Origin of the sequence: Arthrobacter sp. H20 (assembly GCF_000520515.1) — a bacterium.
Taxonomy (GTDB): Bacteria; Actinomycetota; Actinomycetes; order Actinomycetales; family Micrococcaceae; genus Arthrobacter_D.
Window position 1 is genome coordinate 135,680 of record NZ_KI914712.1, and the last position, 22,673, is coordinate 158,352.

At 63.8% G+C, this 22,673-nt stretch carries 20 protein-coding genes; 11 read left to right on the top strand and 9 right to left on the bottom strand.

All coding sequences use genetic code 11. The annotated features are described in order from the left end of the window. Positions 1–916: ABC transporter ATP-binding protein (locus Y703_RS17565; protein WP_035763631.1), on the bottom strand; the 916-nt coding region annotated here is incomplete at its 3' end. Continuing rightward, positions 909–1,550, bottom strand: a complete 642-nt coding sequence (locus tag Y703_RS0103090; RefSeq protein WP_026551549.1) for an ABC transporter permease — start codon at positions 1,548–1,550, stop codon at positions 909–911. The genes Y703_RS0103090 and Y703_RS17565, both read right to left, overlap by 8 nt. Before the next feature lie 471 nt (positions 1,551–2,021). Here Y703_RS0103090 and Y703_RS17570 point away from each other — a divergent pair, with 471 nt between their 5' ends. The 4 genes from Y703_RS17570 to Y703_RS0103115 all read left to right on the top strand — a co-directional run bounded on the left by Y703_RS17570 (position 2,022) and on the right by Y703_RS0103115 (position 5,435). After that, positions 2,022–2,321, top strand: coding sequence for a FitA-like ribbon-helix-helix domain-containing protein (locus Y703_RS17570; protein ID WP_035763579.1), 300 nt, complete (start codon positions 2,022–2,024; stop codon positions 2,319–2,321). Continuing rightward, a complete protein-coding gene (locus Y703_RS0103105) occupies positions 2,318–2,800 on the top strand; it encodes a PIN domain-containing protein (protein ID WP_026551550.1) in 483 nt (160 codons plus the stop codon). The genes Y703_RS17570 and Y703_RS0103105 overlap by 4 nt, the downstream gene beginning before the upstream one ends. A gap of 10 nt (positions 2,801–2,810) precedes the next feature. Beyond that, positions 2,811–4,625, top strand: coding sequence for a glutaminase A (glsA, locus tag Y703_RS0103110; RefSeq protein WP_026551551.1), 1,815 nt, complete (start codon positions 2,811–2,813; stop codon positions 4,623–4,625). An 81-nt stretch (positions 4,626–4,706) separates the two neighbouring features. Then, on the top strand, positions 4,707–5,435 hold the full coding sequence (locus Y703_RS0103115; protein ID WP_026551552.1) for a spermidine synthase: 729 nt from the start codon (positions 4,707–4,709) through the stop codon (positions 5,433–5,435). Positions 5,436–5,461: 26 nt separating this feature from the next. On the opposite strand, the gene Y703_RS0103120 is transcribed toward Y703_RS0103115, so the two are convergent. After that, complete coding sequence (locus tag Y703_RS0103120; protein WP_026551553.1) at positions 5,462–6,751, bottom strand: ATP-binding protein; 1,290 nt, start codon at positions 6,749–6,751, stop codon at positions 5,462–5,464. 111 nt (positions 6,752–6,862) lie between these two features. Between Y703_RS0103120 and Y703_RS0103125 the strand changes: the two genes are divergently transcribed. Together Y703_RS0103125 and Y703_RS0103130 are read left to right on the top strand one after the other, a co-directional pair. Continuing rightward, positions 6,863–7,582 carry an AAA family ATPase gene (locus tag Y703_RS0103125; protein WP_026551554.1) on the top strand — a complete coding sequence of 240 codons (720 nt, stop codon included), beginning with the start codon at positions 6,863–6,865 and terminating at the stop codon, positions 7,580–7,582. A 57-nt stretch (positions 7,583–7,639) separates the two neighbouring features. Beyond that, positions 7,640–8,896, top strand: coding sequence for a phospholipase D-like domain-containing protein (locus tag Y703_RS0103130; RefSeq protein WP_253907911.1), 1,257 nt, complete (start codon positions 7,640–7,642; stop codon positions 8,894–8,896). A gap of 31 nt (positions 8,897–8,927) precedes the next feature. Here the strand turns inward: Y703_RS0103130 and Y703_RS0103135 are convergent, their stop codons facing one another. From Y703_RS0103135 to Y703_RS17580, 6 genes are read right to left on the bottom strand one after another with little or no spacing between them, the layout of a single operon-like run. Further along, positions 8,928–9,575 carry a GntR family transcriptional regulator gene (locus Y703_RS0103135; protein ID WP_026551556.1) on the bottom strand — a complete coding sequence of 216 codons (648 nt, stop codon included), beginning with the start codon at positions 9,573–9,575 and terminating at the stop codon, positions 8,928–8,930. Positions 9,576–9,609: 34 nt separating this feature from the next. Further along, positions 9,610–11,280, bottom strand: coding sequence for a dipeptide ABC transporter ATP-binding protein (locus Y703_RS0103140; RefSeq protein ID WP_026551557.1), 1,671 nt, complete (start codon positions 11,278–11,280; stop codon positions 9,610–9,612). Continuing rightward, complete coding sequence (locus Y703_RS0103145) at positions 11,264–13,072, bottom strand: gamma-glutamyltransferase family protein (RefSeq protein ID WP_026551558.1); 1,809 nt, start codon at positions 13,070–13,072, stop codon at positions 11,264–11,266. The genes Y703_RS0103140 and Y703_RS0103145 overlap by 17 nt, the downstream gene beginning before the upstream one ends. A 5-nt stretch (positions 13,073–13,077) precedes the next feature. Continuing rightward, positions 13,078–14,019, bottom strand: coding sequence for an ABC transporter permease (locus Y703_RS17575; protein WP_081743363.1), 942 nt, complete (start codon positions 14,017–14,019; stop codon positions 13,078–13,080). Beyond that, the gene (locus tag Y703_RS0103155) at positions 14,019–14,972 is read right to left on the bottom strand and encodes an ABC transporter permease (RefSeq protein ID WP_026551559.1); all 954 of its coding nucleotides are present in this window, start codon (positions 14,970–14,972) and stop codon (positions 14,019–14,021) included. The genes Y703_RS17575 and Y703_RS0103155 overlap by 1 nt, the downstream gene beginning before the upstream one ends. Beyond that, positions 14,969–16,690: an ABC transporter substrate-binding protein gene (locus tag Y703_RS17580; protein ID WP_081743364.1), complete on the bottom strand. Its 1,722-nt coding sequence runs from the start codon at positions 16,688–16,690 to the stop codon at positions 14,969–14,971. The genes Y703_RS0103155 and Y703_RS17580 overlap by 4 nt, the downstream gene beginning before the upstream one ends. Positions 16,691–16,858: 168 nt before the next feature. Here Y703_RS17580 and Y703_RS0103165 point away from each other — a divergent pair, with 168 nt between their 5' ends. The 5 genes from Y703_RS0103165 (at position 16,859) to Y703_RS0103185 (ending at position 22,669) form a co-directional block, all read left to right on the top strand. Beyond that, complete coding sequence (locus Y703_RS0103165; protein ID WP_026551560.1) at positions 16,859–17,590, top strand: YoaK family protein; 732 nt, start codon at positions 16,859–16,861, stop codon at positions 17,588–17,590. A 59-nt stretch (positions 17,591–17,649) separates the two neighbouring features. After that, positions 17,650–18,789, top strand: a complete 1,140-nt coding sequence (locus tag Y703_RS0103170) for an extracellular solute-binding protein (RefSeq protein WP_343212865.1) — start codon at positions 17,650–17,652, stop codon at positions 18,787–18,789. Continuing rightward, a complete protein-coding gene (locus tag Y703_RS0103175; RefSeq protein ID WP_026551562.1) occupies positions 18,789–19,802 on the top strand; it encodes an ABC transporter ATP-binding protein in 1,014 nt (337 codons plus the stop codon). Before Y703_RS0103170 ends, Y703_RS0103175 begins: the two co-directional genes overlap by 1 nt. A 10-nt stretch (positions 19,803–19,812) precedes the next feature. Further along, positions 19,813–21,615: an ABC transporter permease gene (locus Y703_RS17585; protein ID WP_081743365.1), complete on the top strand. Its 1,803-nt coding sequence runs from the start codon at positions 19,813–19,815 to the stop codon at positions 21,613–21,615. 181 nt (positions 21,616–21,796) lie between these two features. After that, on the top strand, positions 21,797–22,669 hold the full coding sequence (locus tag Y703_RS0103185; RefSeq protein WP_035763582.1) for an SDR family oxidoreductase: 873 nt from the start codon (positions 21,797–21,799) through the stop codon (positions 22,667–22,669). The last annotated feature ends 4 nt before the right edge of the window (positions 22,670–22,673 follow it).

Here is a 22,673-nt window from a genome sequence, read left to right on the forward strand (position 1 = left end):
GGTCGTGGCGGGCTTCGTCGAGCCTCGAGAGTACGTCGCTGGCGAGGTCGCCGCTGCTGGCAACGACTGCCTCAGCCAGGTCCACCTCATTGACACGGGTCAGGGTGAGCTGCTTCAGCCCGGCACCTGAACCGATGAAGTTTTCGACGAACTCGTTGGCTGGATTCGCAAGAATCCGCTCAGGGGTGTCGTACTGCACCAGGTGGGCGCCGTCGGTGAAGATGGCAATCCAGTCGCCGAGCTTCACCGCCTCGTCGAAGTCATGGGTCACGCAGACAATGGTCTTCTGCAGCTCTGCCTGGATGTTCAGCAGCTCATCCTGCAGCCGCTGCCGGGTGATGGGATCCACTGCCCCGAACGGCTCGTCCATCAGCAGGACTGGGGGGTCAGCTGCCAGGGCGCGGGCTACGCCGACACGCTGCTGCTGCCCACCGGAGAGCTCCTTGGGAAAGCGATCACGGTACCGCGCCGGATCCAGTGAGACCAGTTCCAGCAGTTCATCGACCCGAGCCGCAATCTTGTCCTTGCTCCAGCCGAGCATCTTGGGAACAATGCCAATGTTGGCGGCGACACTCATGTGCGGGAACAGGCCGCCGGCCTGGATAACGTAGCCAATCCGGCGCCGGAGGCTATCACCGTTGATGTCGGTGACGTCGTCGTCGTCAAGGACGATGCGCCCCTCAGTGGGTTCAATCAGCCGGTTGATCATTTTCAGCGTGGTGGTCTTGCCACACCCGGAGGGGCCGACCAGCATGATGATCTTTCCGGCCGGAATCTCAAGGGTCAGGCCGTCCACCGCCGGGGAGTCCTGACCCGGATAGCGCTTGGTGACCTTATCCAACAGGATGCTGGCCCCGGTGATGTCATTCCCGGCGTTCTCGGAGTTGTGGGTTGCTGCGGAAATGGGCTCAGACACGGATACCTCGCGGGGTGGTTAGTCGGCCGAGGCCGATGAGCAGGAAGTCGAGCACAATGGCAAGAATGATGACGGCGATGACGCCGGTGGCTACTGACTCGAGGGCGTTGGCGCCGCCCAACCGGGATAGCCCGGAGAAGATGAAACCGCCCAGTCCGGGGCCCAGGGCGTAAGCGGTAATCGCCGCGATGCCCATCACCATCTGCGCGGAGACGCGAATGCCAGCCAGGATGACCGGCCAAGCGAGTGGAAGTTCCACCTGCACCAACGTGCGGAAACGGCTCATGCCGATTCCCCTGGCCGATTCAACTACTGAGCTGTCTATCCCGGTGAGCCCCACTACTGCATTCCGCAGAATCGGGAGCGCGGCGAAAAAGGAGACAACGATGACGGCAGGAGTGACACCAAACCCGAACGGGGCAATCATGAGCCCGATAAAGGCGAAGGAGGGGATGGTCAGGCCTACGGCTGAGACGCTGTTGGCCACCGACCTGAAAAAGCTGCTGCGGTAGACCAGGGCTGCAATGCCCACCGCAATGACCGTCCCAAGAATCAGACACTGAACCACCAGGGAAAAGTGCTGCCAGCTGGAGAACAGGATTTGAGGAAGCCGGTCTCCAAAGAAATCCAACAAATCAATACCCTCTTCACATTGGTTACGTGTCAGCCCGAAGGCACATTTCCGAAATTGTTCGGGGCGCACTGAATCAGCCTCCTTATCACCCAACCACAGCATTATTAAGGGACCGTCACGGGACGGTCACGATTAGCGGTCGATCCTGGAGTGAGGTGCATCACAAACCCCGCCTGGCCATGACTATCGCCCACACCCGGAGCGGGAAGATGGGGACCAGCGCGGCGAGAATGACCGCCCACAGGAGTCCATACCCGAAGCGGGATCCAGCCACGAGCGTGGCAACCATGTCGGCGGCGGCTGGGCCCTAGGTATCCTCTCATGATCCCTCGGGCGCTGTGGGGTTACACACATAGCCGGGGACGGTGCCCCATCTAAAGAGTGCATGCAGTTCAATCGATGCATGCACTTTTGGATCCGGAAATGCATGCAGTGCCTGCACTGCATGCACGTTATGAAAGAGAGATACCCATGCCGAACCTCACCATCCGCCAAGTGGACGCGGACGTCGTGGACCAGATCAAGGTCATAGCCGCACACAATGGCCGGTCGATGCAGCAGGAATTGCGCCTGCTCGTTAATCGATTCGTTAACCTACCGATCGAGTCCCGTCGAGCGCTCACTCCAATCGCTGCGCTGCCGTTGCCCGAGTGGTACACCAAGCTCTGGAATGTCCGCCTCTCGGTTGGGGCGGTCCCCAACAGTGCTCTGCCGCTAAGGAAGTCGCAGTTCCGGCGTCAGGAAGTTTCTCTATCGAGGCACCAGTCATGAGCATTCTGGACTCGGACGTCCTCCTGGCGCTCATCAGCTCCACCGAGGACGAGCAGGTGGCGGAATGGGTGAAGCAATTCCCGTCGAGGCCGCAGACCACCGCTTTGTCAGTGGCCGAGGTGACGGCAGCCATCCACTCGGCCTCTCACCCTCTGAAACACTTCGCGCAGGAACGCGCATTGGAGGTGCTGTTGGACGGGCTGTTTAATCGGCGGGTCCTCCCGTTGGACGTGGAGTGTGCAGCCCTTCTGGCGAAACTTTCGACGGCGAAGACTCCTGAAGGGGTGCACTACCCGTTGGGGGTGTTGATTCAAGCCGCGATTTCCCTCCGGTTTCGGATGCCGCTGGTGACAGGGCGGCCGCGCGACTACCTTGGCCTCGATCTGGAGCTGCATCAGCTGGTGCTCGATACCAGCAGTAATCCCGAGGCCAGTGGTGCCACGTTCGAGGCCGACTCGCCGGGTGCGGGAGCCAGCTAATGTTGCACTTATGGACTCTCCTATTGAAAATTATCTCCAGCGCATTCACCGGGAGATCGCTGAGCTGAAGGACGGCAAGCCGTACAGCACCATCCCTGCGATGGCCAACGTTGATCCGAACAACTTCGGTATCTGCCTCACCACGGTTGACGGCTACATCTACGAGATCGGGGATACCCGGGACGAGTTCAGCATCCAGTCCATCTCCAAGCCCTTCACCTACGGGCTTGCCCTCGCCGATCTCGGGATGGAGGCGGTCGACGAGAAGGTCGACGTCGAACCGTCAGGAGATTCCTTCAACGAGATTTCGCTGGCCGAAGGCACTGGCCGGCCCTCGAACGCCATGATCAACGCTGGCGCCCTGACCGCTACCTCCCTGATCAAGGGTTCGGGTGGCAACGGGCGGTTCAAGCGCATCCTGAATACGTACTCGGCCTTCGCCGGGCGCCAGCTGAGCGTCAACAACGAGATCTATGAATCAGAGCTCAAGCACGGCCACCGCAACCGTGCGCTGGCCCACCTGCTCCGCTCGTTCAACATCATCGAGGACGATCCCACTCCGGTGATCGAAGACTACTTCCGCCAGTGCTCCGTCCTGGTGAACTGCCTCGACCTGTCGGTGATGGCAGCTACCCTGGCCAACAGCGGCCGCAACCCGCTCACCAATCGTCAGGTGCTGGAAATCGGCCCGATCGAACGCGTCCTGTCGGTCATGACCACCTGCGGCATGTACGACGACGCCGGCGCGTGGATCAGCACCGTCGGCATGCCCGCCAAGAGCGGCGTGGGAGGCGGCACCATCGCTGTCCTTCCCGGCCAGGTAGGGCTCGCTGTCTATTCCCCTCCCCTCGATGAGCACGGGAGCAGCGTCCGCGGTATGGCCACCAGCCAACGGCTGTCCCAGGACATGGAACTGCACTTCGTCAGGGCCGCCCGCACCGGTAAATCGGCCATCCGGTCCACCTACGACATCTCGGCATCACCGTCTGGAATCCGCCGTAACGACGAGGCAATGGATATCCTCCGTGACAACGGCCACCGCGCCCGCGTGATCGAGCTCAACGGTGATCTGCTGTTCGCCGGCACAGAATCGATGGTCAGGGAACTGAGCTCGCTGGATACGACTGTCGAACTGGTCATCCTCGACCTCCGCCGCGTGGACGAGGTAGCTGACGTGTCCCTGCGCCTGCTGGCAGAGGCACGCGAAAATCTCGTGGACGACGACAGGGAACTGGTCCTCATCGACAGCGACGGCACCCTGGCCGAGACCTTCGAAGATGTGGACCGGGACGTACCTACCTTCGACACCCGCACGGCAGCGGTTGAATGGTGCGAAAACCGGCTGATTGCGAAGTACGGTGACGAACTGTGCCTCCCGGCGGTGGTGACCGTCACCGATTGCCCAGCGCTCAGCCCACTTACCGCGGCCGACGCCTCCGCCCTTGCCGACCGCATGGAGCAGCGGGAGTATGACGACGGCCACGTGATCCGCCGCGTCGGCCAGCGGTTCGGCGGGGTCTACTTCATCCTGTCCGGGAAGATCACCACCTCGGTGCCGGGACCCACCGGAGACCGGGTCCGCCTGACCACCCTGAGCGCCGGCATGACCTTCGGCGAGCTTGCGCTGGGGAGCGACGACCGCCAGGAAACCACAGTGAAGGCAGAGGGCGCAGTTAGGGTGATGGTGCTGACCGCCGATGCGATCTCCCACCTCGAGTCCGAGGACCCCCGCCTGGCCGTCGAACTCTGGAAAGCCCTGACCCGCGATGCGTACACCCGTGTGGATCTCTACCTGCGCGAGACAGCAGTCCGGGTCCGCGACTAATGGCACACTGGAGAACATGATCCGTTCCGCTGACGGCTTCGCCGGCCACTCACAGTCATGCCCTGATGACTGGGTGACCAAATGAGCTCCCGGTTTGAAGAACTCGACTGGCGCAAGACCCGGTTGGGTGAGATCAGCCTCCGACGGCGCTGGGACCCGACCTTCGACAAGGAGGTCTACGAGGTCAAGCTCGACGACGACTTTCTCATGTCCAGCCTCTTCACCGTCGCCGAGATCGAGTTGGCGGAGCTGGCGCTCGCTGAACTTCCTGGTGGCGGGCTCGACGTCGTCGTCGGCGGGCTGGGCCTCGGCTACACGGCGCAGGCAGTGCTCGACAGCCCGCGGGCGCAGTCGCTGCTGATCGTCGAAGCGCTCGGCGAGGTCATTGAATGGCACCAGAGCGGGCTCATCCCGGCCGGGAAATCACTGACCGCCGATCAGCGGTGCCGCTACATCAACGGCGACTTCTTTGCCATGGCCGCGTCAACCGAGGGATTCGATCCCGAGTCGCCGGGTCGGCGGTTCCACTCAGTGATCCTCGACGTCGACCACTCCCCGCGCCATGTCCTCCATCCCAGCCACTCAGCGTTCTACGACCCGGCCGGCACTCACCGCCTGGCTGACCACCTGCACCCCGGCGGGATCTTCGCCCTCTGGTCCAATGACCCGCCCGACGATGCCTACCTTGCCGTGCTGGGCCAGGTCTTCACCGAGGTGCGTGCTGAAGTGGTCAGTTTCGACAACCCGCTGCAGGGCAGGGACTCCACGAACACTGTGTATCTCGGGCGAAAACCGCTTGCCGCTTCCTGATGCTGCGCCGGTCCCCTGAATCCCGGCTACAGCCGTGCAATGAGTTCGATATCTTCGCTGAACTCCTGCGCTACCGACGCTGACACGGTGGTCCGCGTTTCGGCGATAGCGCTCAGATAGTCCTCGCTCGTGGGTCCGGCGGCCGGTGTGTCACCGTCGGCCGAGCCGAAAACCGCCTTCTCCAGCGCACGCTGGGATGCCTTACGTGCAGCAAATTCGATATCCGCCGGTGAAAAACCGTCGGAGGTGTCAACCAGGCGCGCAATGTCCACCTCGGATTCCACCTCCCGTGGAATGTACCGCTGCCAGATCGCGTGGCGAGCGGCGTCGTCGGGCAGGCCAATGGGGATGACATAGTCGAATCGGCCGTGCCGCAGGAACGCAGTATCCAGCGCGCGAATGAAGTTGGTCGCGCACACCAGCAGTCGTCCCGGCCGCTCCCGAAACGCGGGAATGATTTTCAGCAGCTCGTTGGTGACCCCCTGCAACGGTGACGGCGGTTCGCCCTGCCGCTGAGCGGCAATTTCTTCGACCTCATCGATGAAGACCACGGCGTGTTCCAGTTCAGCGATCTCAAGGAAGGTCTCGCGCAGCGCACCGGCGAGCCCCTTGGAGTCACTGGCGAGCCGCGATGGGAAGACCTCAACGAACGGCCACTCCAGCCGTGAGGCGATGGCCTTGGCGAAGGTCGTTTTGCCGGTTCCCGGCGGGCCGAACAGCATGACAGCTCGAGGCGGAACCACCCCATACTGCTCGGCGAGATCCGGGTTGGCCAACGGCAGGACGAGCCGGCGTTCAAGCAACTCCTTCTCCCGCTGCATTCCGCCCACGTTGTTCCACAGGTTGCGGGGCATCAGCCGACCACCGAGCTCGCTGAGGAGACCCATCTCCTGCCGCTGCACCGGGATGTCCCGTTCGAAATACCGCAGGTGCTTCCGGTCCTGGAACCCGGCGTTGAGCAGGGCATCCACCCGGTGCTCGGTGTCGGGCACCAGGGCGGATAGCTTGGTCAGGCCGTGCGGTGCCATCCGGCCCTCGATGGCAGCGAGGAGCGCGCTCCCGATGCCCAGTTTTCGCCAGCCCTCGTCGATGGCGAAGAACACTATCCACCCCTGATCGTGGGCGGCGCGGGCCACAGCCGTGCCAACGACTGCTTCGCCATGGACGGCGACGACGGCGTGGTCCTTCTGGCAGGACGCCAGAACCTCGGCGAGCGCGTAGACCGGTTCGACGCCGGCGCTGCGGGATTCCTCCCACAGGTGCAGGATTGCGTCCATGTCTGCCGAGTGGAAATCCCTGATTCTCCAACCGCTCATGCTGGTGACTCCTTCGTCGCGCGTCAATGCTGGCTGGATCTGATCATGGCATACGCTGCGAATCCCCAGAAGGATTGTGACGCCCCAGACCGCTGATGCCATGATGCTGTGATGCAGCTCAACCGGTTCCCCATTAAACGGGTCACCGCCCACCCGGCGTATCCGCTGGAGCCAGGGCGCTGGCCGGGTACCCTGGCGCCCGTAGCGCAACTGTTGGACGACGGTCTGGATCTCGGTGTTGCCACGGTGCTGGTCGGGGAGAACGGCTCCGGCAAGTCGACCTTGATCGAGGCGATTGCGCTGGTCTTCGGTCTCTCGCCGGAAGGCGGGTCCGCCGGCGCCCAACACTCCACCCGCCCCTCCGAGTCGGAGCTATCGGACCACCTTCAGTTGGCCCGCAACCCCGGTGGCAGCAAACGTGGCTACTTCCTGCGGGCCGAAACCATGCACGGGTTCTTCACCTACCTTGAGCGGAACCCCGGCATGAGGAAGGAGCCAGAGTTTCATTCGATGTCCCACGGGGAGTCGTTTCTGGAGCTCACTGTTGACCGGTTCCGCGGTCCAGGCCTGTGGGTGCTGGACGAGCCGGAGTCGGCGTTGTCCTTCGGGGGCTGTCTGGCGTTGCTCGGCATCCTGAAGGAACTGCTGGCCGACGGAAAATCGCAGGTGCTTCTGTCCACCCACTCACCGCTCCTCGCCGCACTGCCCGGGGCCTCAATCCTTGAGCTGGGGCCCTGGGGGTTCAGGGAAAGGCACTGGGACGAGTTGGAACTGACCACCAACTGGCGCAGCTTCATGAACTCACCCGACCGGTACCTGCGTCACCTCTGACCTGGTGTCCGAGCGCTGGCACCCCACGCGTCCCGAAGTCCGGATAGGCTCTTGATTATGCGTCTACACCACCCAAAGCATATGTTTGGCTTTGCCCGAACAGTTGTTGGAAGAGCTGCCCTGGCGCTCGGAGCACTGCAGGCAGCCGTCGCAGCAACACTGGTGATCATTGACGCGGTGCAGAAGAAGATCAGAACCAAGCGCGAGGGCTTCCCCAGACCCGGCATCTTCAAGGGCCACGTCGCCGGTTCGACGACCACCGTCTATACCTACGGGGAAGACCTGTACGAGGCGATGCTCGAAGCAATTCGGTCCGCCGAACATCAGATTCTGATGGAGACCTACATTTGGAAGGGCGACGCCGTCGGGCGCATCTTCCGTGACGCGCTCAATGAGGCGGCGGCCCGCGGAGTCAAGGTCTACGTGATCTATGACGGGTTCGCGAACATGGTGGTCAGACCCTCCTTTTACTCGTTCCACCCCGATGTGCACGTCTACCGGTTCCCGGTGCTCAGGCCGTCAGTGCTGTTTACAAATATTCGCGGGACGGGGTTCGACCACCGCAAGCTGCTGGTGGTGGACCAATCGGTTGGGTTTGTGGGTGGCTACAATATTGGCAGCCTGTACGCCACTAAGTGGCGGGACACCCACCTGCGCATTGCTGGCCCCTCGGTGTGGGAACTGCGCGAGGCATTTGTCAGCGTGTGGAACCTGTCAGCGTCCCGGTCGCGGCCGCAGCTGGGCGACGTCAGCGCCGATTTCTGGGAGCCACGCCTCCGAGCGGTCAACAACATCCCGGCGAATCTGGTGTTTCCCATCCGCGGCGTGTACCTCGATGCGATCAACCGGGCCAAGGAGCGCATCTTCATCACCACCGCCTACTTCATCCCTGACCAGCAGATTTTGAACGCCCTCCTGCGGGCCAGCAAACGGGGAGTCGATGTTCGGGTGATTCTGCCGGAGAAATCCAACCACGTGCTGTCGGACTGGTTGTCCCGCGGGTTCTACTCCTCGATGCTGGAGAACGGGATTCAGGTGCTTCTCTACCAGAACGCAATGATCCATGCGAAGACAGCCACCGTGGACGGCCAGTGGTCAACAGTGGGCACCGCCAACATTGACCGGTTGTCCCTGACCGGCAACTACGAGATCAATATGGAGATTTTCGATGAGGATCTGGCCAGCGATATGGAGCAGATCTTCGCAATCGACAGTGGTAACAGCCGCATCCTGACGATCAAGGAGTGGGAGCGGCGTCACATTGTGGCCCGCTTCAGCGAAGCCATCCTCGCCCCGCTCCGCCCACTCCTGTAAGCCGCAGCACCCCACCGCGGCGCTGCCCGGATCAGGGCGTGGCGAACCGGTCCAGGTATCCCACCCGGGACTGGTGGACGTGGCCGGCCATCAGCCGTTCGGCCTCGGCCGGGTTGCCGGCGTCGATCGCGGCCATGATGGAGCGGTGTTCGCTCCAGGACTGCTTGCCCCGGTGGTCAACGTCGGTGGCGTAGAGCCATTCGATCTTTCCGGAGATCTGGCGGAGCAGGGCGGTCAGGGAGGCGCTGCCACTGAGATCGGCGATCCCCAGGTGGAAACGGATGTTCAGTTCCGGCAGCAACTGAAGGTTCCCCGCAGCCACTGCCTGGTCGCCGTCGTCTAGCAGGTCAGCGAGCAACCGGCGCGCCTTCCACCATTCGGCGCTCGGCTCGCCGGCACTGAACTGGGCAGCAGCCCGCCGCGCAGCCCGCCGCGCGGTGGCTGCCTCAAGCGCTTCGCGCACGGAGAAGAGATCATCGGCGTCGTCAACGGGAATCTCCGAGACGGTCGATCCGGCGTAGGGCTTCGACTCGACGAATCCTTCGGCCTCCAGCGCGCGCAACGCCTCGCGCACAGGGATGCGCGACACCCCGTATTTGGCAGCGAGCACCGCTTCGGTCACGCGCGTGCCCGGCTGCAGGGAACCGAAAATAATGTCACGCCGGATCTCGTCCTGCACCCTTTGCCTGGGGGCAGGATCCGCCGGTTTGGGATCAGGCAGCAAAGGCAGCACCGGGGATAGCTCCCAGCAGTTCACTGGTGTACTCGGACCCGGGCCGGTTATAGACCTGATCCACACTTCCCGCTTCCATCACCTCGCCTGCCTTCATGACCACCACAGTATCGGCAATCTGCCGGACAACGGCCAGGTCGTGGCTGATGAACAGGTAGGTCAGTCCCAGCCGGTCCTGCAGATCGGCCAGCAACCGCAGGATCTGATCCTGCACCAGCACGTCAAGGGCCGATACCGCCTCATCGAGGATGAGCATCTCGGGTTCCAGGGCCAACGCCCGCGCGATGGCGACCCGCTGGCGCTGCCCGCCCGAAAGTTCGTTGGGCCGGCGCTGCGCCACGGCGTGCGGCAGGCCCACCTGGTTCAGCAGGTCGGCCACCTTGCGCCGGCGGTCGTCCTTGTCCCCCACCTTGAAAATCCGCAGTGGTTCATCGATCAGCCGTTCAATGCTGAAGGTCGGATCCAGCGAGCCGTAGGGGTCCTGGAACACCGGCTGCACCATGCGTCGCAACGCCCGGCGCTCCTGCCCGCGGCTCGCCGTAATGGCCTTCCCATCGATCAGCGCCTCACCCGATGTGGCAGTTTCCAGCCCGAGGATAATCCGCGCAACAGTTGTCTTACCTGAACCGGATTCACCCACCACCGCCGTCGTCGTCCCCCGCTGCACGCTGAAGGAAACATTCTTCACCGCCTGCACTGTGCTGCCCCGCTGCCCGCGCAGCTTAAACTCCTTGAACAGATCACGGATCACAAGGATCGGTTCCGGCCCGGCGATTGACGACGTTCCCCCGCCTGCCGGTTCCCGCCCCAGCACAGCTGCCACCGAGGGAGCAGCGGCGACGAGAGCCCTGGTGTAGTCCTCCTGGGGGTTGAGCAGGATCTCGCGGGGTGTGCCCACCTCCACAATGCGGCCCTCCGACATCACAATGATGCGGTCGGTACGGTCGGCGGCCAGCCCAAGATCGTGGGTAATGAACAGCAGCGAGGTCCCCCGGGCATCCACCAGGTTTTGGAGGTGGTTCAGGATCTGCCGTTGCACTGTCACATCGAGGGCCGACGTCGGCTCATCAGCGATCAGCAGCTCTGGCTCACCGGCGAGGGACATCGCGATCAGGACCCGCTGGCGCATGCCGCCGGAGAACTCGTGGGGGTACTGGCCGTACCGGCGTTCGGCATCGGGAATTCCAGCCTCGGTCATCAGCTCGACGGCGCGTGCCTTCGTTTGCGCGCGGGCCCACCGTTCACTACCGGGGGGCCTGTTACTCATGAGAGCGTCAGCAATCTGGGCGCCCACCTTCATCGAGGGGTTCAGGTTGGACATGGGGTCCTGCGGGACCAGGCCGAGCCGAGAGCCGCGAATGGACCGCATCTGGGCGTCCGACGCGTCGGCCAGGTCGACCATGGTCCCCCCGGAACCCAGTCTGATCGAGCCGTTGGAGACGTAGCCATTTCCCGGCAGAAGCTGCAGGATGGCGCCGATGGTCGTCGACTTGCCGGAGCCGGACTGGCCCACGATCGCCACCCGCTCCCCCTGCCGCACCTCGAAGCTGACGTTGTGCAGCACCGGCGTGTCGCCGAACGTCACCTCAAGGTTCTCGACTGCCAGCAGAACATCGTTGGATCCTGCACTCGGTTCAGCGACCTGCTGCATAGCCCTGAGCTCCTCTCGGGTTGGCTGCGGCTTTGAGAACACCGGTGGCTGGGTCGCTGACCACCGAGGAGATCCGGCCCAGAGCCCAGTCACCAGCCCGGGTGACTACGTGGCCGCGATCCTCCAGGTCGGTAATGACGTCGTCGCCCAGGCGGTCCTCCACCACTGCCCCACCCGGTTCCCAGGTGCGGGGGAAGAAGGAGCCGGGGATCGACGTCGTGTGCAGGGACGGCGCGTCGATCGCCTGCTGCGGTGAGTAGCCGCCCACGATGGTGCGCAGAATGTACAGCAGCTGCCACTGGTCCTGCTGGTCACCGCCGGGCGATCCCAGCGCCACCACCGGCACCCCGTCCTTGAGGATCAGGGTAGGGGTCAGCGTGGTGCGGGGGCGTTTGCCCGGGCGGAGGGTCGACGGCGCTCCATCTTCCAACCAGGTCATCTGCAACCGCGAGCCCAGGCAGAACCCCAGTTCGGGGATAGTCGGAGAGGACTGCAGCCAGCCACCGGACGGAGTGGCCGAGACCATGTTGCCCCACTGGTCGACGACGTCGATGTGGCAGGTATCGCCGCGGGTCTCACCACTGCGTGAGACGGTGGGTTCGCCAACCCCTGCCATCGCGCCGATCCCGGCGAGCGCCGGTGGGAGGTACTCGGTGCGCAGCGGCGGGATGAACGGTTCGCGGCCGGGCACGGTGCCGGGCCTGAACTCGGTGGAGGCCCGATCGGTGATCAGCTCACGGCGCAGGGCCGAATACTCCTCCGAGAGCAGGTATTCCAGGGGAACGTCGGCGTCGCCGTAGTAGGCCTCACGGTCGGCGATCGCCAGTTTCTGTGCCTCGAGGATGGTGTGGGCGCCGAGCGCCGTTGACGGGTCCAGGTGCTCATCGTCGTACCCGGCCAGGATGGCGAGGGTCTGCAGCAGGGCCGGTCCCTGCCCCCAGGCGCCGGTCTTGGCGATGGTGTGGCCGCGGAACTCGAAGGTGGTGGCGGGTTCGTACCCGGCCTGGCAGCCGGCGAAGTCCTCGAGGCTCATCACGCCGGCGTGGTCGGTGCCGGACGAGTGTCGGTGCGGCTGGGCGGTGAAGGCGACAGCGGCCTGCGCCACGAAGCCCTCGCTCCACTCGCGCCGGGCGGCGTCGATGCGCTCCTCGCGGGTGGCGTCGGGCGCGCCGGCCGCGACCAGGCGGTCCAGCACTGCGGCGTAGGCCTCGTTCCTGATCATGTCACCGGCCACGGGAGCTTTGCCCTCGGGCATCCAAAGCGCCGCCGACGTCGGCCAGTGGTCGTTGAACAGGTCGGCGACAGCGGAGATCGTCGCACCGACGCGCCCCACGATCGGGTGCCCGTTGCGGGCGTAACCGATCGCAAATTCCAGGACGTCGCCGAGCTCCCAGGTGCCGTGGTCACGCAGCAGGAGGAACCAGGCGTCGACGGCGGCGGGCACAGCGGCGGCGAGCGCACCCGAACCGGGCACCAGTTCCAGTCCTTCGGAGAGGTAATGCTCCCGGGTGGCAGCGGCCGGTGCGGGGCCCTGCCCCATCAGGACAACGGGCTCGGACGGGTTCACCGCCGTGGCAAACACGCCGGTCATATCGCCGCCCGGACCGTTGAGGTGAGGCTCCACCACATGAAGCACGAACGCGCTGGCAACGGCGGCGTCGAACGCGTTCCCGCCGCGCTCAAGGACTGCCTGCGCCGACGCGGTGGCCAGCCAGTGGGTGGAGGCGGTCATCCCGAAGGTGCCCTCGAGAGTGGGTCGGGTGGTGAAGGAAGCGGGTGCTGTGTAAGTCATCGACGTCACTTTCGGTTCTTTTTACGTGTTCGGGAGCGGGAACTTGAGGTACTGGTGGGATCGAGGGCGTCGCGCAGGGCGTCCCCGAACAGGTTGAAGGCCAGGCAGATCACGGCAATCGCAACGCCCGGGAAGATGGCGGCAGTGGGAGACCTGAAAATGTACTGCTGCGCATCCGAGAGCATGATACCCAGGCTAGGGGTGGGCGGCTGGATCCCGAGACCGAGGAAGGACAGCAGCGCCTCACCGATCACCGCGACCGGCATGATAACCGTGGCCTGCACAATGATCGCCGACGCCGCATTGGGCAGCACATGCTGCGCCATGATCCGCAGCCCCGACGCGTCCATGGTGCGGGCGCCAAGGACGAAGTCGCTCTCCTTGATTCGCAGCGTTTCGCCGCGGACCACCCGGATCATGGTCGGGATCTGCGCGATCCCCAGGGCGATGGCGGCGTTTGACAGGCTTGGCCCGCTGATCGCCGCCAGTCCGACGGCGATGATCAGGAACGGGAAGGCCAGGGTGACGTCAGTGAGGCGGGAGATGACGGCGTCGAACCCTTTCCAGTAGCCGGCCAGCAGCCCCAGGGGCGTGCCGACGACAACGGCCAGCAGCACGGACAGAGCGCCCACCTGGAGGGATGCCTGCATGCCGAAGAGCATCCGCGAGAAAATGTCCCGGCCCAGGTCATCGGTTCCCAGCAGGTACCCCACGGTCAGGGGGTCCTGGAAGGGTGCATCGAAGTGGACCTCGGTGGGATCGTAGGGTGCGATCAGGGGAGCCAGCACCGCTGCGAGGACCACGATGGCCAGCATGATGCCACCGGCAATGCCCAGCGGGTTGCGGCGCAGTGAGCGCCAGATCCGGCCGCGGGCCGAGCCGAGGCCCGCTCCCTCGGGCCCGATTCCGGGGCCGGTCCCCGTAGGAGCGATTTCAGTAGCGGCCATTAGTTGGCTCCTCCGACTCGGATTTTCGGGTTGACGACTGAGTACAGGATGTCCACGGCCAGGTTGATCACGATGTAGGACATGGTGATGATCAGCACCACTGCCTGGATGACCGGGTAGTCACGGGTGAACACGGCGTCGAGCGTCAGTTTTCCGAAGCCGGGCAGTGCGAAGATCCGCTCAGTCACCACGGCACCGGAGATCAGGCCGCCGAGCTGCAGCCCCACGATGGTGACCACCACGATCAGCGAGTTCCGCAGGCCGTACCGCATCAGCACCCGGCCCCGGCCCAGGCCCTTGGCCCGGGCGGTCCGCACGTAGTCGGTGCTCATGGTTTCGATCATCGACGCACGGGTCTGCCGCATGATCACGGCGGCCAGTCCGGTGCCCAGAATGACGGCCGGGAGGGTCAGGTAGTACAGGCCGCGCAACGGGTCGGTAGCCACGTCCACATACCCCGACGCCGGGAACCAGCCGAGCGTTACCGACAGGTACAGGATCGCGAGGATGCCGAGCCAGAAGTTCGGCACCGACAAGCCGACGAGCGCAAACCCGTTGGCGAACCATTCGGGCCAACGCCCGCGGAACCGTTCGGCGATGACGCCGAACAGGATCCCGACGACGACGGCCACCACGATCGCGTAGGCGGACAGCCACAGAGTGACGGGCAGGGTGGTGGCGATCAGCTCGGTGACGGCGGTCCCTGTGCGGGTTGATTCACCGAAGTCGCCGCGCATGATGTTGCCGATGAAGGTGAAGTACTGGCTGGTCAATGAGTCGTTGAGGCCCAGCTGTTCACGGATCGCCTCCACCTGTTCTGGGCTGGCTTCCTCTCCGGCCATGGCCAGGGCGGGGTCGCCCGGGAGCTGCCGGACGCCGATGAAGACCACCAGCGACGCCAGGAGCAGGGTCAGGGCCGACTGCCAGAGTCGGGTTGCCACATAGCGGATCATGGCTGGGCCCCTTCTGCTTCAGCCGAGGCTGCCTCTGCCGCTTCATCGATGAACGCCACGTTGCTGAGGTGCACCACGCCGTCGGCGAAGGTTTCCACCCCGGCGATGTCGGTGGTGTACGCGGTAAGGCTGCGCACCCGGTACAGGTAGATGAGCGGGTTGTCTTCCTGTACCCTCTCGATCACCTGGCCGTACAAGTCGGCGCGTTCGGCTTCGTCGATGGTCTGGGCCGCCTCCCGAAGGAGGGTGTCGACGTCGTCCTCGCTGTAGCCGGAGTAGTTGTTACCCCCGCCGGTGGAGAGGAAGTTGAACATGTTGCCGTGCGGGTCTACACGGCCCGACCAGCCGAGTTGCAGCATTTCGAAGTCCCCGCGGGACTGGACGTCCAGCAGGGTGGAGTACTCCACGGGAACGATGGTCAGGCTGAACGCGCCCTCCTCGGACACAGCGGCCTGCAGAGCCTGGGCGAAGCGCAGCGTGTCGGGTGCGTTGGAAACCTGCATCTCGATCTCGTACGGTGTTTCGATGCCTGCCTCTTTGAGCAGTGCGACGGCGCCTTCCGGATCGAACGGCGGGCAGTCCTCGCTGAGCTCGGAGGTGAAGGGGCTTTCCGGGGAGACGGGTGAGCAGGCTGGCTGGTACCAGCTGTTGAAGACCGTGTTGACGAGTGCTTCACGGTCGATCGACATGGACAGGGCCATCCGGACGGCTGCCTCCTCGGCGAGGGGCGTGTCGATGGTGCCCACCGGTTCACCGACGCCGTCGGTGTTACCGATGTTGATGGTGAGGCCCTGGTAGCCGAGCGAGCCAACCTGCAGCACGCCGATCCCCTCCTCCTGGGTCAGCGCGTCAATGTCCTGGGGTGAGATGGTGTCGGCCACGTGGACGTCGCCGGACCGCAGGTTCGCTGCGCGGATGTTCGCGTCGGTGATGATCCGGTAGGTGATACTGTCCAGGTGGACGTTCTCGGCGTCGTAGTAGAGCGGATCCCGCTCGACGGAGATCGACGTCTGGGGGACGCGGTCGACGAACTTGAACGGGCCCACGCATACCGGGTTGTCTCCGAAGTTCTCGCCCGCCGCGTCGAGTGCCTGCGGCGAGAGCATCATGCCCGCGCGGTCGGCGAGTGCGGCGGTCAGCGGGGCGAACGGGGTCTCGTAGGTGATCTCGACCGTATACTCGTCGGTCGCTTCGATGCCCGTGATGGGCCCCAGCTCGCTGGCCCGGGATGAGCCCTCGAGGTTCAGGTGACGGTCAATGGTTTTGCGTACCGCTTCGGCGTTGAAGTCGGTCCCGTCGGCGAACACTGCGTCCTTCCGGACCGGGATGGAGACGGTGAGGCCGTCGTCGGAGACCTCGGGAAGCTCGGTGGCGAGCTGAGGGATGAGTTCACCTGCGGCATCGATGTCATAGAGCTTCTGGCACATGGTCTGCATGACGTAGCGGGTATAGAGGGACGACGACGTCGTCGGGTCCAGGCGATCGGGTTCGGCTGACAGTGCCATCACCAGGTCTCCTCCCTCCACGATGGTCTTGCCCTCGAGGGACGCGGTGGTGACCTCTTCCCTCTCGGGGGCCGGTTCGAGCGCCTGAAGTGGCTGGCAGGCGGTCATGGCAAGGATCATTGCGGCGGCACTGGCAAACACGCCGGCCTTTTTGAGCGGGGACCGGGATCGCGTGTCCGGCGGGACCGGCTGCGTACGTGGTGTGGGCGGCATTTCTATCCTTGGTTCAGGAGGCGGGGGCTGCATGTGGCGCAGGTCTCATGTGACCGATTGCATACAACAATAAACAGAAAGGTGTATTTTGTATACATGCCGTCTGAAATGTGACGGTTCGTATAACACCAGTCTCAGAACAGCAGTTCGTACATACCGGAGGATCCAATGAAGCGTCAGCCCGTCTCCACCGAGCGACTCCACCTGTCGCTGATGCTGGTCCTCACGTTTTCAACCGGCGTGGTGGACGCCGTCGGCTTTCTTGGCCTGGACCAGGTCTTCACCGGCAACATGACGGGAAACGTTGTCCTGCTGGGCATGGCCATCGCCGGCGGCAGCGACCTTCCGGTGCTGCGCCCAGCGCTGGCTCTGCTCTTCTTCATGGTGGGCGCCGTCATTGGTGGGCGGGTATTGCGCAAGGCCCCCGGGGGGTGGAGCGGACGCACCTCGTTGACTTTCCTGGCGGTGGTAGTGCTCATTGGCGGCCTGGCCGTGTTCACGGCACTGATCGATGTGACGAGCGACCACCTGCTGGGCAGCATCACCACCAGCACACTGGCCCTCGCCATGGGCATGCAGGCTGCAACGGCGAAGCGTCTCAAGGTCGCCGAGATCACCACCGTGGTGGTGACGTCCACCATCACCGGGCTGGCCTCGGACTCACGTCTCGCCGGAGGAAAGAGCCAGTTCTGGGTGCGCCGCGCGCTAGCCATCTCACTGATTCTGCTCGGCGCCCTCGTCGGGGCTGCGGCACTTCACATCGATCTCTGGGTGGGAATTGCACTCTCGGCGGTCCTCACCTCGGTGGTGACACTGATCGGCCAGCTCCGGCACCGGAAGGACAAGCACGCCGACGCCGCGGCCCGGACGGACGAGGTTGCAGCCTTGGCCCAAAGGTAGTGAGCAGTTCACCGGCAGTTCACTAACGAGCTGTATTCCCTCCACCGGGCTGGACAAGCATGGGCAAGTGGGCACGGATTCGTGCCCAGCTGTTGGCTCAGCCCTCCACGGTTCTCGTCCGGGGGCGAGAAGGGAAATACGACGTGCGTAGAACTATTTCGGTTACGGCCACCCTGGCGGCGGCGCTGCTCCTTGCCGGGTGTGGTGGCGGGTCCACCGAGACCAGCAATGGGGAATCGGCTGAGGGCGCCACTCTGGTGGTCTACACCAACTCCAACTCCGACGGCAAGGGTGAATGGATTGAAGCTGAAGCTGCGGAAGCCGGGTTCAGCCTGGAGATTGTCGGCGCCGGCGGTGCAGATCTAACCAACCGGGTCATTGCCGAGGCAGGGAACCCGGTGGCCGACGTCGTCTTCGGCCTGAACAACATGTACTTCGAACAGATCAAGGCTGAGGGCATCCTTGAGCCGTACACACCCGCCTGGTCCAGCGAAGTGGATCCCGGACTCGGCGACGGCGAAGCCTTCTGGCCGCTGGTGCAGCAGGGTATCGTGCTGGCCTACAACTCCGACGCCGTCCCCGAGCGCGAGGCGCCGTCGGACTGGACCGACCTCTGGGAGGACGAGCGTTTCCACGACCGCTACGAGTCGGTCAACTCTCTTGAGGGCGCAACCGAGCAGATAGTGATGGCCGGCATTCTCACGCGCTACCAGGACGAAAGTGGCGACCTGGGGATTTCCGACGAGGGCTGGGCCCAGGTACAGGGGTACTTCGAGAACGGCTCGCCGGCCGTGGAGGGCGAGGACCTCTTCGCGCGGATGGCTTCGGGCACTGTCGACATGGGCCAAATGACCATCAGCGGACTGCCAGCCCGCGAGGCCGAGTACGGGATTGCTGCTGGCGTGGTTGAACCGTCGGTCGGGATCCCCTACGCCGTCGAACAGGTGGCAATGGTCAAGGGCACGAGCAAGCAGGAGGAGACGCAGCGGTTCATCGACTGGTTCGGTAGTGCTGAGGTTCAGGGCGGCTTCGCCGAAGAATTCTCAACCCTGCCCGCCAATGAGGGTGCACTCGAGCTGGCGGATCCCGCCGTCGTTGAGCAGTACGAGTCTCTTCCTCCACAGGACCTGGACTGGGAGTTCATCCGGGACAACATTTCACCGTGGGTGGAAAAGATTGAACTGGAATACATGCCCTGATGATCAGGTACGAGAATATTGAAGTCTCGTTTGACGGCTTCGTGGCGGTGCCTAACCTCAATCTTGAGGTCAAGGAGGGTGAGTTCTTCACTCTCCTTGGCCCGTCGGGTTGCGGCAAGACGACGGCGTTGCGCACCCTTGCCGGGTTCGTGAACCCCAGCCGCGGCGAGGTCTACGTGGACGGCAAGCGGGTCACCCAGTTATCCAGCGACAAGCGCAGCATCGGCATGGTGTTCCAGAACTATGCCCTGTTCCCCAGCATGAATGTGTGGGAGAACATCGCCTTCGGACTCAAGGTCCGCAAGGAAAGCAAGGCCGATACCGAACGCCTGGTCGCCGACATTGCTGCAAAAATGGAGCTGACCGATGAGCAGCTGAACAAGAACATCTCCGAGCTCTCCGGCGGCCAGCAGCAGCGCGTCGCCATTGCGCGCGCGTTGGTGCTGCAGCCGAAGATCCTGCTGCTGGACGAGCCACTCTCGAACCTCGATGCGAAGCTGCGTGTACAACTGCGCGGCCAACTGAAGGACCTGCAGAGCCAGTTCGGGATTACCACCGTGTATGTCACCCACGATCAGGACGAAGCCCTGACCATGAGCGACCGGATTGCCGTATTCAACAAGGGCGTGGTGGAACAGGTGGGACCGCCCGAACAGATCTACGACTCCTCCTCCACAGAGTTCGTCTGCAATTTCATCGGTGACATCAACGTGCTGGACGGCGCGCTGATCCAGCGACTGAACGCCGTGTCAATGCGGAAGCTTGATCCGGCAAAGAGCTCCTACCTCAGGGTGGAGAAGGTAGGGCTGGCCCGCGACCTGGTCGGCGCCGCCGCCGTGAAGGTCAACGGTCGGGTGACGGCCCGCAGCTACCACGGCATGCACAGCCGGTACACGGTCGACGTCGGCGGCAACAGCATCAAGACGCTGGTCACCGAGAACGGTCCACGTGCGCTCCACCTCGGCGCAACCGTCGACCTGTTCATCAACCCCGACAACGTACTTCAGTACTGAGGACGGCCTGATGAAGACATCGCTGCGGTCAATGGTCCGCTCCCCCATGGTCCTGGTGACCTCAGTGGTGCTGACCTGGTTCATTGTCACCTTCCTCATTGCCCCGAATGTGGGACTGCTCGCCACCACCTTCTTCCCGAACGGCGAGTTCACCCCACGGTCAGTCGACAAGCTGTTGAGCTCCGACCGCGCCATGAAATCGCTGGGCAACAGTTTCATTCTCGCGATCGTCCTGGCCGTGACAGTCAACATTGTTGGCATTTTCATTGTGCTGGTCACCCAGTACTTCGACATTCGGGGCTCGCGTATCCTGTGGCTGGGCTATGCCACCACCCTGATCTACGGCGGCATCGTCCTGGTGGCCGGCTACAAGTTCATTTACGGGCAGAACGGGTTCATCACCAATCTGCTCCTGAATTACTTCCCTGGGATGAACGCCGAATGGTTCACCGGATTCCTGGCCGTCGTCTTCGTGATGACCTTCGCCAGTACGTCGTACCACATGCTGTTCCTCACCTCGGCGCTGAACAAGGTGGACTTCCAGACCATCGAGGCAGCCAAAAGCATGGGGGCGTCGACGCTGACCGTCCTGTGGCGGATTGTCCTGCCGGTGCTGCGCCCCATCCTGTTCGCGATCACCATCCTGGTGTTCCTCGGCGGTCTGACCGCACTCACTGCACCGCAGGTGCTGGGCGGTCCCAACTTCCAGACAGTCACCCCGCTGATCCTCACCTTCTCCGGCAGCACCACGTCCCGTGACATCGCGGCCCTGTTGGCGCTGATCCTCGGCGTCGCCACGATGATCCTGCTCGCGGTGATGAGCCGGGTGGAACGCGGTGGCACCTACTTCTCCGTCTCCAAGGTCTCAGCGACCATGCAGAAGCAGAAAATAACCAACCCGGTGGCCAACGCGGTGGTGCACGTCGTCGCCTATGTGCTCTTCGTGGTGTACACCCTGCCGATCCTGCTGATCGTCGTGTTCTCCTTCACCGACTCCGCCAGCATCCAGACCGCCACCCTGTCCTGGGACCGGTTCACGTTGGATAACTACATCACCGTGTTCACCACCCAGAGTGCGTTTGAGCCGTTCATCGTGAGCGTCCTTTACAGTGCGGCGGCGGCCGTTGTCGTCGTCGGCGGCTTGCTGTTCGTCGCCCGTATCCTGCAGAAGTACAAGAACGCTGCCACGACAGTTGCCGAGTATCTGTTGCACATCCCCTGGATTCTGCCATCCACCATGATTGCTCTGGGGCTCATCCTCACCTTCGACCGTCCCAATGCCCTGATCGGTGGGCAGGTGCTGACGGGAACGGTCTGGGTCCTCCTGGTCGCGTACATCATCATCAAAATCCCGTTCACCCTGCGAATGCTGAAGGCTGCCTTCTACTCGGTCAGCGACTCGGTGGAGGATGCGGCACGGATTCTGGGGGCGAAGTCCCTGTACACGTTCCGACGGGTGCTGCTGCCGATCGTTTTGCCCACCGCTGCGGCAATCACCGCCCTGAATTTCAACAGTCTCCTCGATGACTACGACACAGCTGTGTTCCTCTACTCGCCGCTGTATGAGCCGCTGGGAATTGTGATCAAGAACAGCACCGACGGCGACAATATCAGCGATGCAATGGTCTTGACCCTGGTCTACACGGTGCTGCTCATGATCATCATGGGCTTGAGCATGTACGCCGTGTATGGGCGGTCGGTGACGTCACGGCGGAAGAAGCGTCCTCGGGCGCTGCCTGAGGTTCCGGACCAGCCCGCTACCCGGGTGGGTCGGGAGCCCCAGCCCGACGACGCACGGGTGACCGTCCGCTGAGCACCACTTCTTCCCACTGATCACGAGCCATCAGTGGGAATGTCTAGACATTCCCACTGACCGGCCCCGATCAGTGGGACTGATTGACTCTGCCGCGCCCGATCGACGCCCAACCTACTGCGGCCCGTCCCTGTAGACTCGACTGTCACGGCTTTTAGGCTGGTTCGAGAAGGGAAACATCGTGAGCGCTGCATCGGGAACGGTCCTGATCGCCGGCTGTGGGGACTTGGGGACCGAGGCCGGGCTGAGATTCGCCGCAGCCGGGCACCGGGTGATCGGCTGGCGGAGGTCACCTGAGAAGCTCCCCGCGGACATCGAGGGCGCCGCCGTGGACCTCACCGGCGAGCTGCCACGGCTTCCGGTCGATACCAGCATCGTGGTCCTGGCCACAGCAGCCGACGGCCGCACCGAGGACGCCTACCGCGCTGCCTATCTGACCGCCACCACCAACGTGCTCGACGCTCTGGACCGTGACGGCGTCAAAGCGCACGTCCTGCTGGTGTCCTCAACAGCTGTTTATGGCGGTGAGGAGGGCGAGTGGGTCGACGAATCGACTCCGGTGTCGCCTGGAACCGCCACCGCCACGATCCTTGCCAGCGCCGAGGATCAGCTGCGCGCACGGCGCCCCGACGCCACTATCCTGCGCCTGTCAGGGATCTATGGGCCCGGCCGCACCCGCCTGATCGACCAGCTCAGGGCGGGGACCGCGGTGATTCCCGAGGAGATCCAGTGGACCAACCGGATTCACCGCGATGATGCGGCCGAGGCGATCGTGCACCTGACGACCCGGGTCGCCGATCCAGGACCGGTCTATGTGGGGGTGGACAATGAACCGGTCAGCCAGGGTGAAGTACTGAAATACCTTGCGGGCGAGATGGGCCTGCCGATCCCGCCCACCGGACCGACGACGTCGCGCTCCGGCGGCACCCAGCGCTCCGGCGGCAAACGCCTCAGCAACGCGCTGCTAAGTGCCACCGGATTCGACTTCACCTATCCGACCTTCCGCGAGGGGTACCTGGCCGTGCTCAAGGGAGAAGGAACCAGGCACCCCTAATTGG